General features: G+C 72.3%; 14 protein-coding genes and 1 tRNA gene. 4 read left to right on the top strand and 11 right to left on the bottom strand.

All coding sequences use genetic code 11. The features are described 5' to 3' along the window. Nucleotides 1-27: 27 nt before the first annotated feature. From WBK31_RS02395 to WBK31_RS02380, 4 genes are all read right to left on the bottom strand, one after another. A complete protein-coding gene (locus WBK31_RS02395; protein WP_406674256.1) occupies nucleotides 28-2,982 on the bottom strand; it encodes a helix-turn-helix transcriptional regulator in 2,955 nt (984 codons plus the stop codon). A 335-nt stretch (nucleotides 2,983-3,317) separates the two neighbouring features. Next, entirely contained in the window at nucleotides 3,318-3,488 is a 171-nt protein-coding gene (locus WBK31_RS02390; RefSeq protein WP_378784865.1) for a hypothetical protein, read from the bottom strand. 441 nt (nucleotides 3,489-3,929) lie between these two features. Next, nucleotides 3,930-4,003, bottom strand: a tRNA-Arg gene (locus tag WBK31_RS02385). Nucleotides 4,004-4,057: 54 nt separating this feature from the next. Further along, nucleotides 4,058-4,831 carry a ZIP family metal transporter gene (locus WBK31_RS02380; RefSeq protein WP_364058250.1) on the bottom strand — a complete coding sequence of 258 codons (774 nt, stop codon included), beginning with the start codon at nucleotides 4,829-4,831 and terminating at the stop codon, nucleotides 4,058-4,060. 217 nt (nucleotides 4,832-5,048) lie between these two features. On the opposite strand from WBK31_RS02380, the gene WBK31_RS02375 reads away from it, so the two are divergent. Together WBK31_RS02375 and WBK31_RS02370 are read left to right on the top strand one after the other, a co-directional pair. Beyond that, nucleotides 5,049-5,840 (top strand): phosphotransferase, encoded by a 792-nt coding sequence (locus WBK31_RS02375; protein ID WP_364058253.1) that lies wholly within the window; start codon nucleotides 5,049-5,051, stop codon nucleotides 5,838-5,840. Beyond that, nucleotides 5,824-6,762 carry a cobalamin biosynthesis protein gene (locus WBK31_RS02370; RefSeq protein ID WP_364058256.1) on the top strand — a complete coding sequence of 313 codons (939 nt, stop codon included), beginning with the start codon at nucleotides 5,824-5,826 and terminating at the stop codon, nucleotides 6,760-6,762. The genes WBK31_RS02375 and WBK31_RS02370 overlap by 17 nt, the downstream gene beginning before the upstream one ends. A gap of 108 nt (nucleotides 6,763-6,870) precedes the next feature. Here WBK31_RS02370 and WBK31_RS02365 read toward each other — a convergent pair whose 3' ends face one another. The 4 genes from WBK31_RS02365 to WBK31_RS02350 all read right to left on the bottom strand — a co-directional run bounded on the left by WBK31_RS02365 (nucleotide 6,871) and on the right by WBK31_RS02350 (nucleotide 9,221). Next, complete coding sequence (locus WBK31_RS02365) at nucleotides 6,871-7,104, bottom strand: hypothetical protein (protein ID WP_364058258.1); 234 nt, start codon at nucleotides 7,102-7,104, stop codon at nucleotides 6,871-6,873. Nucleotides 7,105-7,195: 91 nt separating this feature from the next. Then, entirely contained in the window at nucleotides 7,196-7,993 is a 798-nt protein-coding gene (locus tag WBK31_RS02360) for an exodeoxyribonuclease III (protein WP_378784867.1), read from the bottom strand. Nucleotides 7,994-8,020: 27 nt separating this feature from the next. Beyond that, nucleotides 8,021-8,317, bottom strand: a complete 297-nt coding sequence (locus tag WBK31_RS02355) for a hypothetical protein (RefSeq protein ID WP_364058264.1) — start codon at nucleotides 8,315-8,317, stop codon at nucleotides 8,021-8,023. 112 nt (nucleotides 8,318-8,429) lie between these two features. Further along, on the bottom strand, nucleotides 8,430-9,221 hold the full coding sequence (locus tag WBK31_RS02350) for a hypothetical protein (protein WP_364058267.1): 792 nt from the start codon (nucleotides 9,219-9,221) through the stop codon (nucleotides 8,430-8,432). A 189-nt stretch (nucleotides 9,222-9,410) separates the two neighbouring features. Between WBK31_RS02350 and WBK31_RS02345 the strand changes: the two genes are divergently transcribed. Continuing rightward, nucleotides 9,411-10,139, top strand: coding sequence for a BTAD domain-containing putative transcriptional regulator (locus WBK31_RS02345; protein ID WP_364058270.1), 729 nt, complete (start codon nucleotides 9,411-9,413; stop codon nucleotides 10,137-10,139). Nucleotides 10,140-10,244: 105 nt separating this feature from the next. Here WBK31_RS02345 and WBK31_RS02340 read toward each other — a convergent pair whose 3' ends face one another. Both WBK31_RS02340 and WBK31_RS02335 read right to left on the bottom strand, forming a co-directional pair. Next, nucleotides 10,245-13,232, bottom strand: coding sequence for a BTAD domain-containing putative transcriptional regulator (locus tag WBK31_RS02340; RefSeq protein ID WP_406674255.1), 2,988 nt, complete (start codon nucleotides 13,230-13,232; stop codon nucleotides 10,245-10,247). 27 nt (nucleotides 13,233-13,259) lie between these two features. Further along, nucleotides 13,260-13,895, bottom strand: a complete 636-nt coding sequence (locus tag WBK31_RS02335) for a hypothetical protein (RefSeq protein ID WP_406675439.1) — start codon at nucleotides 13,893-13,895, stop codon at nucleotides 13,260-13,262. A 21-nt stretch (nucleotides 13,896-13,916) separates the two neighbouring features. Between WBK31_RS02335 and WBK31_RS02330 the strand changes: the two genes are divergently transcribed. Next, nucleotides 13,917-14,108: a hypothetical protein gene (locus WBK31_RS02330; protein ID WP_364059596.1), complete on the top strand. Its 192-nt coding sequence runs from the start codon at nucleotides 13,917-13,919 to the stop codon at nucleotides 14,106-14,108. Here WBK31_RS02330 and WBK31_RS02325 read toward each other — a convergent pair. Continuing rightward, nucleotides 14,084-15,643: an ABC transporter substrate-binding protein gene (locus WBK31_RS02325; protein WP_378784872.1), complete on the bottom strand. Its 1,560-nt coding sequence runs from the start codon at nucleotides 15,641-15,643 to the stop codon at nucleotides 14,084-14,086. The genes WBK31_RS02330 and WBK31_RS02325 overlap by 25 nt on opposite strands. Between the last annotated feature and the right edge of the window lie 5 nt (nucleotides 15,644-15,648).

Genomic DNA, 15,648 nt, shown 5'->3' with positions numbered 1-15,648 from the left:
TTCGCTATACGGCGGATACGTTATTTTTCATGACGAATCGCCGGAGGAATCCTCTTCTGCGAACACTCCGGACTCTACGGCCTTAACGGCGAGCGCGGTTCGGGAGTTCACCTTCAGCTTGCGCATCGCCGCACGCAACTGCTGATCCACCGTGGCCGGTGACTTGGTCAGGATCCGGCTGATCTCCCGGTTCGTCTTGCCGGCGACGACCAGGCGGACCACGTCGAGCTCACGAGGTGAGAGCCGGTCGCCGTATCCCCGCCGGCCGCCGCGCCACAATCGCGGAACCTCGGCGCCGTGTTCGCGAAGCCGCTGTGCGACCCGGTCCGCATCGCCGCGGGCTCCGAGCCTGAACAGTTGCTCGTACTGTGCGGCCAGCAGCTCCCGGCCCTGCTCGATCCGGCCTTGCGCGATGAGCGCCTCGGCTTGACGCTCGCGGGCGAGCATGGCGTCGTAGGGGCGCGGCAACGCGTCCCAGGCGCGCGCCGCCCGGTCGTACGCCCTCGCCGCGCGGGCGTGGTCTCCGTCCGCGGCGGCCAGCAGCGCACGGCAAACGGCGAGGGCGGCGCGCGGCGCGGGCGCCGTACGGCCCCGCAGTCCTCTGGCAAACTGGTCGGCCAGGCGTGTCGCGGCCCGCAGGTCGCCCGCGGCCAGGTGCGCCTCGATCCGGGCGGGGACGAGGTCCGTCGCCCAGATCCAGATGCCCTTCCTCCGGACCGTGTCCATCGGCTCGTTCGTGATCTGCAGCGCCCGGCCGCTGTTTCCGTCCGTCAGCCACAGCCTGGCCAGCGCGGCGGCGGCCTCCATCGTGTCGTCGGCCGCGCCGAGACGGGCGGACTCCTCAAGGACCAGCCGGAACTGCTCCACCGCGGCGCGCCGCCGTCCCTCCGCGGCGGCCAGCCGGGCCGCGAGGCGGATGCTGCCGAGGTAGAGCGCCGGCCGGTCCCGGTCGGCGTCGGCCAGCGCCGCGCTCTCCTCCGCCAGGCCCTCCCACCGGCCGGTGAACCACGCCAGGTTGGCCTGTTCGAGCCGGACGTTGTTCTGCAGCCGGGACGCTTGCTCGGCCTCGGCGAGGCGCATGGCCACGGCGAGGTGTCTCTCCGCGTCGGCGTACCGGCCCCAGATCAGCGCGCCGGTGCCGACGTTGGTGTGGATGCGGGCCACGTCGAGACGCTCCGCCGAGGTCGCGCCGTCGACGGGCAGGCCGGCGACGACATCCCAGGCCTCCTCCTCGCCGAGCATGAGCAGCGCGGCGGCTCGGTTGCCGGCCAGGTTCAGCCGCTCCGCGGGAGAGTCGACGTCGGCGGCCAGCTCGGCGGCGCGATCCAGCCAGCGCCGGTGGGTCGACGCCGGCCACGGTCCCGCATAAGCCCAGCCCAGATACGTCATCGCCCGTGCCGCCTCGACCGGGTCATGGTCGAGGTTGGTCACCGCCTGCTCGAGCTCGCTGAGCGCGGCCTGCGCCTCGCCCCCGATGATCAGGAGGCGGCCCAGGGGGTTACGGATCTCGGCCTGCTGGCGGGCGGAGAGACCGGGCGTCTCCAGCACCGAACGCAACGTACGGATCACGCGGTGGTAGACCTCGTCGACCGGTTCGCGACGGCCCAGTGCGGCCACTCCGGCGATGCGCGCGACCCGTGCCCGATCCGCCGGTGGCAGCTCGGACCACGACAGCAGATCGACCAGCAGGTCGACCGCCTTGGTGTGGTCACCCGAGGCCATGGCCAGCTCGGCACCCTGCTCGGCGTACCGCGCCCAGGAGCGCGTCTCGCCCGCCTCGCGGAAGTGGTGGGCAAGGCGTGCGACAGGCAGCGGATGGACGCCCTCCAAGGCCCGGCCGGCCCGCAGGTGGAAGTGCCTGCGGTCGATCAGCGGGATCGCTTCGTAGACGGCCATGGCGGCCAGCGCGTGCCGGAATCGCCACTGGCCGTGGTCGTCTCCGTCCAGGACGCCGACCTCGGCCGCCTCCGCGAGGGCACCTCGGCACGCGGCCGGTGACAGACCGGCGGTCATCGCGATCGTGGCCACCGATGACCGCTCGGCCAGCGTGGCCGCGGCTCGCAGCACCTGCTGCGCCGCCGGCGACAGACGGCCCACCCGCTCCCGGGTGGAGTCGCGCACCGTCGGCGGCACCTGGAGCTTGCGCAGCTTCAGCCGGACCCACTGTCCGTCGCGGAAGACGAGGTCGGCGCGGTCGCACATGAGGCGGACCGACTCCTCCAGCATCAGCGGAACCCCGCCGGTCCGCTCATGCATGAACGTCGTGAACTCCTGCGAGATCGGGTTGCCGTCCAGCATCGAGGACACCAGCGCCGCCGTGTCGCCGGGTGGCAGCGGCGCCAGGGCGATCCTCAGCTGGGTCACGCCGGCAGGAAGCCGGGACGTCAGCCGCAGCAACAGCGATCCCGCGTCCACCTCCTCCGGCCGATAGGAGATCACGAGGCTCGGCCCGTCCGATTGCTGCCGAGAGGCGACGAACAGCAGGAACTCCAAGGTCACCTCGTCGGCCCAGTGAGCGTCCTCGACCACGAGAACGTCGACATCCGCAGCCCGCAGCAGCTCGTCCAGGGCGCGGAACAGGCGATGCCGTGCCGCCTTCGCATCGTTCAAAGGCGGCAATGCGGGCGGCAGGTCCGAGGACCATTCAGGGAACAGGGGCCGTAACGCACCCGCGAGCTCGGTGAGCCGCAATCGCGACACCGGACGGTCGATCCCACGGAACGCGTCGACGATCGGCCCCAACGTCAGCGACTCGCGAAGCGGCGGGCACACCGAGACCAAGGCGGTGCGCTCGTCCGGTGCGGCCAGCCACTCGCGCAGCAGCCGGCTCTTCCCGATCCCCGCCTCACCCTCGACCAGCACGATCGCCGGTGGCCGGGCCAAGGCGACGCGTAGCGCCGCCAACTCCCGATCACGACCTACGAACTGCGGCGCAGAGACCGTCGGTGAAGTCCCATCGTCCTCGGGCAAGGGGTCGAGCATGCGAGATGTTCTCGCTTTTCGACGTTCGCGCGCAACTTCTCACCTGCCCGCGTTTCACATCGTGAGCTGCGGGTACTCCCGATCTCCCGGTCGGAGCAGCGGCCCGGTCCGGTCATGCGCGGGGCTCGTGACGCCCCGTCGATCCGGCGATCGGGACATTGCCAGGTCTCCTCGCGCCCAGTGCGTGGGGCGGGCGGGTGGAGGACGACCGATCGCGCTCTTGTGCCGGACGGATTCGCCTCCAGCCGGGCTCACGCCATCCCTGCGCCACGCCCGCCCTGACGTCCTTGTAGCCGTCGGGGCCGCCGGATCGCAGGCGCCCCTTCCCGTCAGCGTCAGGCGCACCACCAGCGGATGCCCTGGTACTGGCGGCCCCAGCGCTGCCACCACGAGATGCGGTGCTGGTACGGGGCCAGGGTCAGGCAGTCGGAGTCCGGCCCGCGCCGCTTGACCTGGTAGGTGACGGAGTAACTGCAGTTGTTGAGGACTTGCACCTTGTGGGTCATCTTGGTCGTCCAGTGCGTGACGCTGACGCAGCTGGCCGGCCTGGGCCGTGGTGGCCTGCGCGGGCGCGGCGGTCAGGCCCCCCAGACCGATCGCACCAGCGACGAGGGCGGTGCCGAGCTTGGCGGTGATGTTCATATCCCCTCCTCCTTTGTCCGCTTGCGGATGAGGAGAACGTAGGCCGCCCGGTGTTGAGCCCTTGTTGAGTTCGCGTTGAGCCGCCTAGGTTCTGAGACGATCAGCAGGTGCGGTCAACACCTCGCACCGGGATGACTTCCTGCAGGCGCTCCGAGTGGAGGAAGGCGGCCAAGGTCCGCCGCCAGACGGTCTTGCTGGTGCTCCCACCGGGCCGGCGCACCGGCGATCAGGACGCCGGCATCACTGAGCGAAACTTCTACAACGCGTCCGAATCCGCAAAACCGCAGGTCGGAACCTGGTCAAAGCGCGCCCTGCAGGATTCGAACCTGCGACCGTCGGATTAGAAGTCCGGTGCTCTATCCAGCTGAGCTAAGGGCGCTCCCGCCTTATTGTGCATGATCCGGCGACATGTCACGCACACGTTTTCCTCGTGTCAGTCTGTCAGGCCGATCACACCCCACATGAACAGCGTCCCGAGCACGGTGGCCGTGAGCGTCCAGCCGGTGGCGCGGCGGGGCGTGTGGGCCTCTGGGAGGATATCGGAGGTGGCGAGATAGAGGAGGAAACCGGCGAAAAGGCCGAGGTAGGCGCCGAGGATGCCGTCGGGGATGGCGAGGAGGATGGTGAGGGCGGCGCCGACGACGGGGGCGAGGGCGTCGAGGCCGAGGAGGGTGAGGGCGCGGCGGCGGGAGTTCCCGTACAGGGACGTGATCGTGTACGTGTTGAACCCGTCCGTGAAGTCGTGAGCGATGACGCCTATCGCCACCGCCACCGCCAAGGAGGCGTCGGTCTGGTACGCGGCGCCGATGGCGGCCCCGTCCAGGAGGCTGTGGACGACGAGGGTGGCGCCCGCGGTGAGCCCGACGCCGGGGCGGGAGCGGGTCCCGGCGTTGTGCGGCACGGGCGGGGCGTGGGCGTGGTGGTGGGTGGCGTAGTCGGACTCGTGGGTGGCGTGCATGCCGACCGACCGCTCGACGACGTGGATGGCGAGGAACGCGAGCGCCAGGGCGAGCATCGGCACGGGCACCCCGTGCACGTCGTACGCGTCCAGTGAGAGCGCCTCGGGGAGCAGGTCGAAGGCCACCACGCCGAGCATGACGCCGGCGGCGAATCCGAGTACGAGGTGGCGTTGCCTGCCGACCTGGTGAGCGACGATCCCGCCCAGCAGCGTCATGACGACGGCCGCCAGCGACAGGAGGATGGGCATGAGGACGCAGGGTAACGGGCCGGGGGCGGGTGAGGCCTGGTTCGGCATGTTACGGGCGAGCGTGGGACGAACCGGGCCTCACCGCACGCCGGGGAACGAGCCGCACCACGGCCGGACCGGGCCTCACCGTACGCGCGCACGAGACGGCCCAGGCATGGCGGCGGGGTTGGGAAAAGTCCGGGCGGGTGGCCTCGGTCCGGGTCTAAGCTGTCGTGGCATGGTCGCGACGCTCCTGCACGAGATTCCCCTGCAGGGCGGGGACGTGACAGACGGGGTGGTGCGCGTCGGAGACACCGTGCGCAGACCGGCCGGTACGTCGACGCCCGCCGTGCACGCCCTGCTCAGACACCTTGAGGCGGCCGGGTTCGACGGGGCTCCGAGGGTGCTGGGGTTCGACAGGTTCGGGCGCGAGATCCTCACCTTTCTCCCGGGCAGGACCGGGCTGCGGGTGGAGAGCGCGAGCGATGAGGCGCTGGCCGGGCTCGCGAGGTTGCTGCGGCGGTTTCATGATGCGACCGCCGGTTTCCCGCTCACGATGGACGGCTGGGAAGGGGGCTCGAATGACGACAAAGCCCCAGAAATCATCGGCCACTGCGATTTGACGCCAGAAAACGTCATTTTCCACCAGGACGACCCCTCCACCCCCTACGCCCTCATCGACTTCGACCTCGCCCGCCCCACCACCCGCCTTTTCGACATCGTCACCACCCTGCGCCACTGGGCACCCATCGCCGACCCGGTGGACCGCGCGCCGCTGCTGCGCGCCGTCGACGTCGGTGCCAGGCTCAGGCTGTTCTGCGACGCGTACGGCCTGCGGCCCCGCGACCGGCGGCGGCTGCTGGAGCTGGCCAGGCTGCGTTTCCACCGCTCGTACACCGTGATGCGCACCCGCGCCGCCGCCGGCGGCAACTGGGCGAAGATGTGGGCGAGCGGCGCGGGCGAGCGCATCCGGCGTGCCACGGCATGGCTGGATGTGCACGAAGATGAACTTCATGCGCGTTTGGTGTGATCCTCTCGGCCTCGCCCTCGGCGTGGCTCTCGACCGGCTGCTGGCCGATCCGCAAAGCCCCGCACATCCCGTCGCCGCGTTCGGGCGGGCCGCCGGGCGGTTGGAGGGCGTGCTGTACGCCGACGACCGGGCGCGCGGGGCCGTCCACGTCGCGGCGTGCGTCGGCGGGGCGGCGGCGCTCGGTGTGCTGGCCGTACGGATCGCACCGCATCGCGCCGTACGTACGGGATTGACCGCACTGGCCACCTGGGCGGTGCTCGGCGGCACCACGCTCGCCAGGGAGGGCGAGTACATGGCCGACGCGCTGGAGAGCGGCGACCTCGAAGGCGCCCGCGCCCGCCTTCCGCACCTGTGCGGGCGCGACCCACGGCATCTGGAGGCCGACGAGCTGGCGCGGGCCACGGTGGAGTCGCTGGCCGAGAACACCTCCGACGCCGTCGTGGCGCCGCTGTTCTGGGGCGCGGTCGCGGGGGTGCCGGGGCTGCTGGCGTACCGGGCGATCAACACGCTGGACGCCATGATCGGGCATCGTTCACCCCGGTACGAGCGGTTCGGCTGGGCGGCGGCCCGGCTCGACGACCTGGCCAACTTCGTGCCGGCGCGGCTCACCGGTGTGCTCACCGTGCTGACCGCGCCCGACCCCGGCGGCGCGCGGGCGATGCTGAGCCGGGACGGCCACCGCCACCCGAGCCCGAACGCGGGCCGCTGCGAGGCCGCGTTCGCCGGCGGGCTGGGGGTCACGCTGGGCGGCACGAACGTCTACGAGGGCAGGACCGAGGAGCGGCCGACGATGGGCGACGGGCCGAAGCCGCGGGTCGCGGACATCCGGCGGGCCGTCAAGCTCACCCGCGCGGTGGGCCTGGCCGCCGCGGGGGCGGCCGTGGTCACGGCCTGGGCGTTGCGCCGCCTCGCCCGGCCCTGAGCGGCCCGGGCGATCCGCCGCCTCACGACCCCGAGCGGCCTGGACGGTCCGCCGCCTCACGACCCCGAGCGGCCCGGGCGATCCGCCGCCTCACCCGGCTCTGAGCCGTCACATCGTGCGGTTGAGGTTGACGACCAGCCAGATCACGAAGACGACGAGAAGCGTCACGCCGATCATCGACTTCGTCGCGTTCTGCGCGACGGCTTTCCTGGCCGTGAGCTGCTTGGTGGTCTGCTTCAACGCCTGCCGCGACATGAGCATCGTCTGAAAACGGCGCCCGAGGCTGAACAGGGCGATGGCGACGAGGATGAACAGGATGATCCGGCCGTCTTGAGGTTCCACGGGCTTACCCCCTGTGGTTCAAGAAACTCTTGTGTCCCCCGAGACGTGTGAACGCAAAGACTACTCGCCCGGCCTCATTTCGCGACCGTGATTAATCCTCCAAATCCACCACGATAGGCGCGTGATCGGACGGCCCTTTCCCTTTGCGCGCCTCCCGATCCACGTACGCCGACCGCACCCGCCCCGCCACGTCGGCGCTGGCGTAGACGAGGTCGATCCGCATGCCCTTGTTCTGGTGGAACATCCCGGCCCGGTAGTCCCAGTACGTGTACGGGTGCGGCCCCTTCATCGGCGTCGGCACCACGTCGTGCAGCCCCAGCTCCCGCAGCTCGGCCAGGGCCTGGCGCTCCGGTGGCGTCACGTGGGTCGAGCCCACGAACAGGGCGGGGTCCCAGACGTCGGCGTCGGTCGGTGCGACGTTGTAGTCGCCGCAGGCGACCAGCGGCCCGGCGGGCAGCTCGGCGGCGAGCGCGTCCCCGAGCGCGGCGAACCAGGCCAGCTTGTACGCGTAGTGCGGCGAGTCGACGGCGCGGCCGTTGGGCGCGTACAGGGACCAGACCCGCAGCCCGCTACAGGTGGCGCCGATCGCGCGGGCCTCGGGGCGGGCGGCGCCGACCCCCTCGGACTCGGCGAAGCCCGGCTCGCCGGGGAAGCTCGGCGTCACGTCGTCCAGGCCGATCCTGGACAGCACGGCGACGCCGTTCCAGCGGCCGTCGCCGTGCGCGGCGGCGGCGTAGCCGAGCGCGCCCACCTCCGCCGCGGGGAACGCCTCGGCCGGGCACTTGGTCTCCTGGAGGCAGACGACGTCGGGCTCGACGGCGGCCAGCCAGTCGAGCAGGCGGGGCAGCCGTGCCTTGACCGAGTTCACGTTCCAGGTAGCCAGGCGCATTCTCCCAGCCTGCCACGCGATGCGGCCTCAGGACGGGAGCGCCTTGCGGATCTTCGCGGCGAGGGCCGCGGCCTCTTCGGGGGTGTGCTCGACGACGCCGTTCTCCGCCATGAGCGCGTGGTACTGCTGCCGCTCGTACGGCACGCCGGGCGGCAGGGCGGCGAAGCGGGCGAGGAACGCGATGTGCTCGTCGTCCTCGTAGATGATCTCCTCCGGCTGGCTGGGATCGCGGCTCACGATCCCGCAGATGAAGCACGGCCCTGTACGGGAGCGTCGCTGGTAGCTCTCCACGTCGAACGGCACGCGCTTGATCGGATCGGTCATCCGGCCCCCAGAGAGAATCGTGATCTTCGCTGCAGAAGCATCTCGCGGCGAGGACCGATCCGGAAGAGCCGGGCGGCGGCGCGTACCGCCCGGCGTCGTCACGCGGACGCGATCAGCGGCTGGTCCAGAGGGGCTTGTTGTCCTTGGAGTAGATGATGATCCGCCCGTCGTTGGACACCGCGAGCCACGCGCCGGGGTTGCCGGCGGTCTTGGTGGTCCACAGCGCCTTGTCGTTCTTGTCGACGACGACCCAGTTGCCCTCGCGCTGCATGATCGAGCGCGCGCCCGGGTGCCCGGCCGTGGGCGTGGTGAACAGCGGGCGCTGCCCGTCGTACAGCACGGCGTTGCCCTCGTCCTGCTGGATGAGCTTGTAGCGGCCGTTAGAGGACTGGACGGTCTCGCCGGGGCGCAGCACGTGCCCGGAGGGCAGCTTGCCGATGTACGCCTTCGACGACCACAGCGGCTTGTTGTCCTTGGAGTAGATCACAAGGTTGCCGCTCTCCTTGGGCAGCAGCAGGTACGCGCCGGGGTTGCCGGCGGTCGGCGTGGACCACAGCGGCTTGTTGCCGGCCCCGTAGATGACGAGGTTGCCCTCCTTCTGCATGGTGGTGCGGGCGCCGGGGTTGCCCGAGGTGGGCGAGGTCCACAGCGCCTTGGTGCCCTCGTAGAACACGAGGTTGCCCTGCACCTGCTGGACGAGCCTGAACCGGCCGGAGGTCAGCGACTGGCCGGGCAGCAGCCACTGGCCGGGCAGCAGCCGGTCCTTGGCGGCGGCCTGAACGGTGGCGGCGTTGGTGGCGGCGTTGGTGGCGGCGGCGCCCGGCTGCGCCATGACGGTGACGGCGACCGGCGCCGCGAGCAGGGCGCCCGCCATGGCGGCCATCGCGGCCTTCTTGGTGATCAACGTTCCTCTCTTCCTCTTCGGACGGAGAAGCTTTCAGACGGAAAGGTGAAGCCAAGAAGCTGACACAAGGCGTTGGCGTTCCGTTGGTGCGCGCCGTCCGCCCAGGTGAGCGCGGTTGCGCGATCCGGTACGAACCCCGCCTGAGCGGCGTTTAGCCGGGTTTTAGCGGCATGCCGCATGCTGTCCTGGATGGATCGCATGGAGTTTCGCCTGCTCGGGTCCATTGACGCAGGTGTCGGGGGACGCCGCCTGGATCTCGGGCCGCGTAAGCGTCGTTTCGTCCTGGCCGCGCTGCTGCTGGACCTCAATCGTCCGGTGCCGGTGGAGCGGCTGATCGACGCCGTGTGGGAGGGCGCTCCCCCGGCCAGTGCGCGGGTCACCGTGCAGGGACACGTCTATCGGCTGCGCCGCGCGCTCTTCGGCGCGCGGGTGGAGACCACGCCGTCCGGCTACGTGCTGCTGGCCGACCCTGACGAGGTGGACGCGCTGCGCTTCCGCGGCCTGATCGCCGCCGCGCAGGGGGCCGACGACGTCGAAGGGGCCGAGCTGCTGGAGGAGGCGCTCGGGCTGTGGCGGGGCCCGGCGTTCGGCGGGCCAGGGGGCGGTCAGGCGCTGGAGCTGGCGGCGATCGAGCTGGAGGAGGCGCGGCTCGCCGCCGTCGAGGAGCTGGCCCGTCGGCTGCTGCGGCTGGGCCGTCCGGAACGGGCGATCGCCCCGCTGCGCGCTGTCGTGGCCGCGGAGCCGCACCGGGAGCGGCTGGTGTCGCTGCTGATGACGGCGTTCTCCCGGGTGGGACGGCAGGCCGAGGCGCTGGAGCTGTACGACCGCACCCGCCGCTCGCTGGCCGACGAGCTGGGCGTGGACCCGGGCCCAGAGCTGCGCGACACGTTCGCCGCCCTCCTCAGCCCGCAGCCCTGAGCAGCACCGCCCTCCTCAGCCCGCGGCTCTGAGCAGCGCCGCCCCCTGAAGCAGCCCTGAGCAGCGCCGGCCCCTGAAGCAGCCTTGAGCGCCGCAGCCGCACGGTCACCCGAGCACGTCGGACGCGGCGCTCTCGTCGAGCCGGTGCCCGTACGCGCGATGCAGCTCCACGGCCCTGCGCGCGTCGCCGATCCGCTCGGGGCAGGCCCGCGCCAGCGCGGTCAGCGCCTGGCCTTCGAGCCGCCGCATCCCGTGCCGGACGGCCGCGTCGAGTGCCTCGCGGGCGTGCCCGGCGGCCTGCTCCGCCCGCCCGCCTTCGAGCAGCACCTCGGCCAGCCACAGGCGGGAGCGGGTCTCCAGGTAGGGGTGGGTGCGCTCGCGGTATTCGGCCAGTACCTCGGTGAGCAGCGCGACGCGCTCGTCCAGGCCGAGCGTGCGGTCCACGCGGGCGAGCGTGGCGCGGGCCTCGGCCAGCTCGCCGTTCAGGCCGCGCTCGCGGGCAGCGGTCACGGCCCGGCGGGCGAGTCCGGCGGCGCGCGCGGCGTCTCCCTTGAGGTGGTGCGCCATGGCGGCGCTGGCCAGCGTGCCGGAGACCTGCGCGCCGGGGGCGTGCTCCAGGGCCTGCTCGAAGAAGCGCACGGCGGCGTCGAGGTCGCCCAGCGCGAGGTGGACGTCGCCGAGCACGGAGTACGCCCGCGCCTCCCAGCCGGGCGGCTCCTCCAGCGACCGGCGCAGCGCGATCGAGCGGAGCTGGCGTTCCAGCGCCTCGCGCGGCTGGCCGGCCCACAGCAGCTTGATCGCGTAGTTCTCCAGCGTGGCGGCGAGCTTCAGCGACGGCTCAAGGCGCTCCCACAGCCGGATGACGCGCTCGTGGGCCTCCATGCTGGTGTGCAGGTCGCCGAGCCTGGCGCTGGCGGCGACGATGTTGGTCAGCGCCGCGAGCCTGCCGGTCTGCCAGCCGGCCTCGTCGTAAAGGCGGGCGGCCGCCTCGTAGTGGTGCACGGCCTGGCGGGGCTCGTTCTGCAGGTAGTGGGCGTTGGCCAGGGTGTGGTGCATGCCGGCCCGTCCGGCGACGTCGCCCGCGCGCTCGGCGGCGGCCAGGGCGCGGGCGGCCAGCTTGATGATCACGCCGGTGGGGTGGCCACCGTACATGAAGGCGCGCAGGACCTCGACCAGCCGCCACAGCGTGCGCCCGCGCGCCTGCTCGATCACCGCGAGCAGGTTGTCCTGCTCGGCCAGGAACCAGGCGCGGGCGGCGGCGACGCCGCCGAACTCCTCTGCGGCGGCGCACGGCGGCGGGTCGTCCGCGGCCAGCGGGAACAGCTCCATCGTGGGCGCGACCAGGCGCGCGGCGGCGCGTGCGGTGTGCAGGTAGTACGCGTGCAGGCCCGCGGGGTCGTCGGCGCCGTCGGCGCAGTGCTCGCGGGCGTAGAGCGCGACGAGGTCATGCAGCCGGTAGCGGCCGGGCGCGTGCTCCTCGACGAGGTGGGCGGAGGCGAGCCCGGCGAGCAGCCGGGTGGCGGTGGCCGGGTCGGTGCCGGCGAGCGCGGCGGCCGAGCGCGCGGTGAAGTCGCAGCCTGGTACCAGCCCGAAGCGCCGGAACAGCACCTGGGCGTCGGGCGGCAGCGCCGCGTACGAGCCGGCGAACGCGGCGGCGACCGTGGCCTGCGGGTCGCCTTCGACGGCGAGGGTGTTCAGGCGGTCGGCGTGCAGCTCCTCGATGTAGGAGCGCAGCCCGGCCCTGCCGAGCAGGTTGGCCCCGGCGATGGCCAGGGCGAGTGGCAGGTGGCCGCACAGGTCGGCCAGCTCGGCGGCGGCCTCGGGGTCGGCGGCGATCGGGCCGGAGCCCACGAGGTCGGCGAGCAGGTCGCGGGACTCCTCCGGGCTGAAGGTGCCGAGCCGTACGCTCTGGGCGCCCTGCAGGGCGAGGCCGCGCAGCGCGTCACGGCTGGTGACGATGACGCCGCAGGACGAGCCGCCGGGCAGCAGGGGGCGTACCTGCTCGGCGTCGGCGGCGTTGTCGAGCAGGAGCAGCACGCGGCGGGTGGCGAGCGTGGAGCGGTAGAGGCCGAGCTGGTCGGCCGCGCCGGTGGGCGCGGGCACGCCGAGCGCGCCGAGCAGGCGTGGCAGCACCCGCTCGGGCGGCAGCGGCTCGCCTCTGCCGTGGCCGCCGAGGTCCACGTGCAGCTGGCCGTCGGGGTAGTCGGGGGCGACCTGGTGCCCGACGTGCACGGCGAGCGCCGACTTGCCGACGCCCGCCGCACCGGTCACCACCGCGACCCGGCCGTCGCGCAGCAGCCCGCGCAGCCGCTCGGCCTCCTTGCGCCTGCCGACGAACCCGGCCACGTCGCGCGGGAGCTGGCGCGGCACGACGGGACGGTGGCCCTCGACGATGCGCTGATACAGGTCGCGCAGCCGGGGTCCCGGATCGACGCCGAGCTCGCCCGCCAGCAGCCGCTGCACCTCGTGGAACAGCTCAAGCGCCTCGGCGGGCCTGCCGTCGTGCCAGAGCGCGGTCATGGCCAGCGCGTGCGGCGTCTCCCGCAGCGGCTCCTCGTCGCGCAGCTCCTGCAGCAGGGCGGGCACCTCGCGGTGGCGGCCCAGCTCGATCAGCGCGGCGGCGTGCTCTTCGACGAGGTCCCAGCGCTCGCGTACGAGCGGCGCGCGCACGCGCTGCTCGACCCAGTCGGTGCCGACGCCCTGCAGCGGCCGGCCGCGCCACAGCTTGAGCGCCCGCTCCCAGGCGGCGACGGCGAGGTCGGGCCGGCCCGCCGCGCGGCCCTGCGCGGCCAGCCTGCGGAAGCGGGCGAGGTCGACCTCGTCATCGCGGGCGACCAGCGCGTAGCCGGCGTTGGTGGTGATGATGCGGTCGCCCAGCGCCTTGCGCAGCCGCGACACCTTGAGCTGGACGATGGTCTTCGCGGTCTTGGGCGGCTCGCCCTCCCACAGCGCCTCGATGAGCAGGCCGACCGGCACGTGCGAGCCGTGCCGCGCCGCCAGCACGCCGAGCACGCACTGCTGCTGCGCCCCCTCGACCGGCACCGGAGCCCCGCCGTCGCGCACCTCCACGGGGCCGAGCACGCGGATGTCCATCCCGACCGAGCATAACGGCCGGCCGAATCATCGCTGACGCGTGCGCTCGACCCCCACGGTGATCTCGTTGCCCAGCCGGCGGCCCAGCAACAGCTCCAGGTCGTCGCCGCTCCAGAACTTGCCGGGGTCGTACCAGTTGGGCCGCCGCCCGGCGGGCAGCAGCCCCATCTCCTCGTAGGTGACGGCCACCACCTCGGCGCAGTAGGCGCTCTCCAGGGCCTGCTGCCGGCGGCGGCGCCAGGCGCGGCCGGGCAGACGGCCCCTGGCCCAGCGGGCGGCCAGCCTGGCGGTGGAGGGGAACGGGGTGCCGTCGAGCCTGGCGACCGTGCGCAGGGCGGCGTCCTCCATCTCGGGGGTGGCCTCGGGGTCGAGCTGGCGCAGCCAGACGCGCTGGCCGTAGCGGTCGGCCCAGACGGTGACCGCGTCGCGCAGGTCGTGCAGCTGCACCCCGCGGTGGTGGCTGCCCGACCACAGGTCGAGCAGCGATTTGCCCAGCTCGGCGTGCCACATCATGGGCGGCAGGTCGTCGATGACGATGGCCATGCCCACGTGGTTGACCGGGCTGTTGGTCACGGTCTGGATGGCGCGGTCGGGGACGGAACGCCCGCGGAAGACCCACAGGTCGCTGGTCCGCGTCACGCCGACGGCCTCGTCGAGTGTCAGCACACGGCTAGCCTAGGCACCATGCGCTGGTGGAAGTGGCTGGGTCTGGCCGGAATCATGGGGGTCGCGGCCACCGGGGCGGTGATCGCGCGGGCCGAGCGGCGGCGCCGCGCGTACACGCCGGAGGAGATCAGGGCGCGGCTGCGCGAACGCGTGGAGCAGGCCCAGACGCAGGAGGCACAGGAGGCTCAGGCCGACGGCTTGAGGTCGTAGACGAAGACCACGTCGGGGTAGGCGGGGTTCTCGTCGTATCCCTGCACGCCGCCGACCAGGGCGCGGCGCGACTTGACCACCCACGGCACGGCGGCGGCGGCCCGTTGCTCGATCACCCTGTTCGTGGCGCGCTCGTAGACGCGCTGCGCCGCGAGCCGGTCGGTCACGGTCAGCTCGGGCACGGTGTCGAGCATCGCGTCGAGCTGCTGGTCGTTGAGGTACGACAGGTTGAACACGGGCGGGTCGGCGCTGTGGAAGACCTGCCCGAAGTAGGAGTAACCGTCGGCGTAGTCGGGCCACCAGTACATGACGAAGATGTCCTGCCCGCGTTTCTTGCCCAGCTCCCACTGCGCGTTCCAGTGCAGGCTGCGCGCCCGGAGGGTGATGTTGAGCGGGGCCAGCGCCCTGCGCAGCCGCGTGACCAGCACCTGCCAGTCGGCCTCGCCCTCGGCGTAGGTCATCGTCAGCCGCAGCGGCCGCCCGCCGGGACCGTCGCCGGCCTGCTGCAGCAGCCGGGTGGCGGTCTTCAGGTCCTGCTTCGGCGTCCGGTTCGGCACGTGGCCGAGCAGCCCTTCAGGGACGACGCCGCTGGCGGGCGCGACCGAGGTGCCGAGGGCCTTGATCAGGCCCTGGTAGGGGACGGCCTTCTGCACGGCCTTGCGCACCCTGATGTCCTTCAGCGGCCCCTGGGCGGTGTTGAACAGCATGAGCGCCGTGGTGAACGAGGGCCGGTCGGAGGTGCGCAGGCCGGGCGCGGCCTGAGCCCGCTGGAACAGCTCGGAGTCGAGCCGGTCGACGAAGCTCGCCTCGCCGCGCTGCAGCATCCGGTACGCCCGCTCGGGATCGGGCACGACGCGGAACTTGATCGTGTTGTAGTGGGGCCGCTCCCACCCGCCCCAGTAGCCGTCGTAGGCGGTGAGCGTGAGCTCGTCCTCCTTGCCCTTGTTCCACCGGCTGACCGTGTACGGCCCCGACCCGGCGTCCCTGCCCTGCTGGAACCACCTGGTCAGGTCGGGGGCCGCCTTGGTGTCGTAGATGTAGGCGGCGTAGCCGGCGGAGGCGACCAGGTCGAGCGGCACCGGATATTTCAGCGCGAACGTGACGGTGAGCGGCCCGTCGACCCGGATGGAGGAGACGGCGTCCCAGATGTAGCTCGCGCCGGTCCTGGCCTTCATCGTGCGCTCGATCGACGCCTTGACCGCCTGGGCGTCCATGGTCCTGCCGGTGTGGAAGGTGACGCCGGAGCGCAGCTGGAACGTCCAGGTGCGGCCGTCGGCCGACGAGCGCCACGAGGTCGCCAGGCGGGGCGCCGACTTCTTGGTGACGGGGTTCCAGTAGGTCAGCGTCTCGTAGACGTTCTGGAAGGCGATGATCTCGTTGCTGTAGGAGCGGCTCGGGTCCCACTCGGTGACGATGTCGGTGTTCTTGACATAGACGAACGGGGACTCCCCCGATGGGGCCCGCTGCGGCTCAGGAGGCGGCGAACACGCCGCGAGCATCATCAGTGCGACGGCCGCTGCGAGTCGACGGCGCAACGCAT

The sequence above is a fragment of the Nonomuraea sp. N2-4H genome, from assembly GCF_045291505.1.
Taxonomy (GTDB): Bacteria; Actinomycetota; Actinomycetes; order Streptosporangiales; family Streptosporangiaceae; genus Nonomuraea; species Nonomuraea fastidiosa.
Note: the sequence above shows the minus strand (reverse complement) of the source record. Positions and strands in the feature narration are given on the sequence as shown.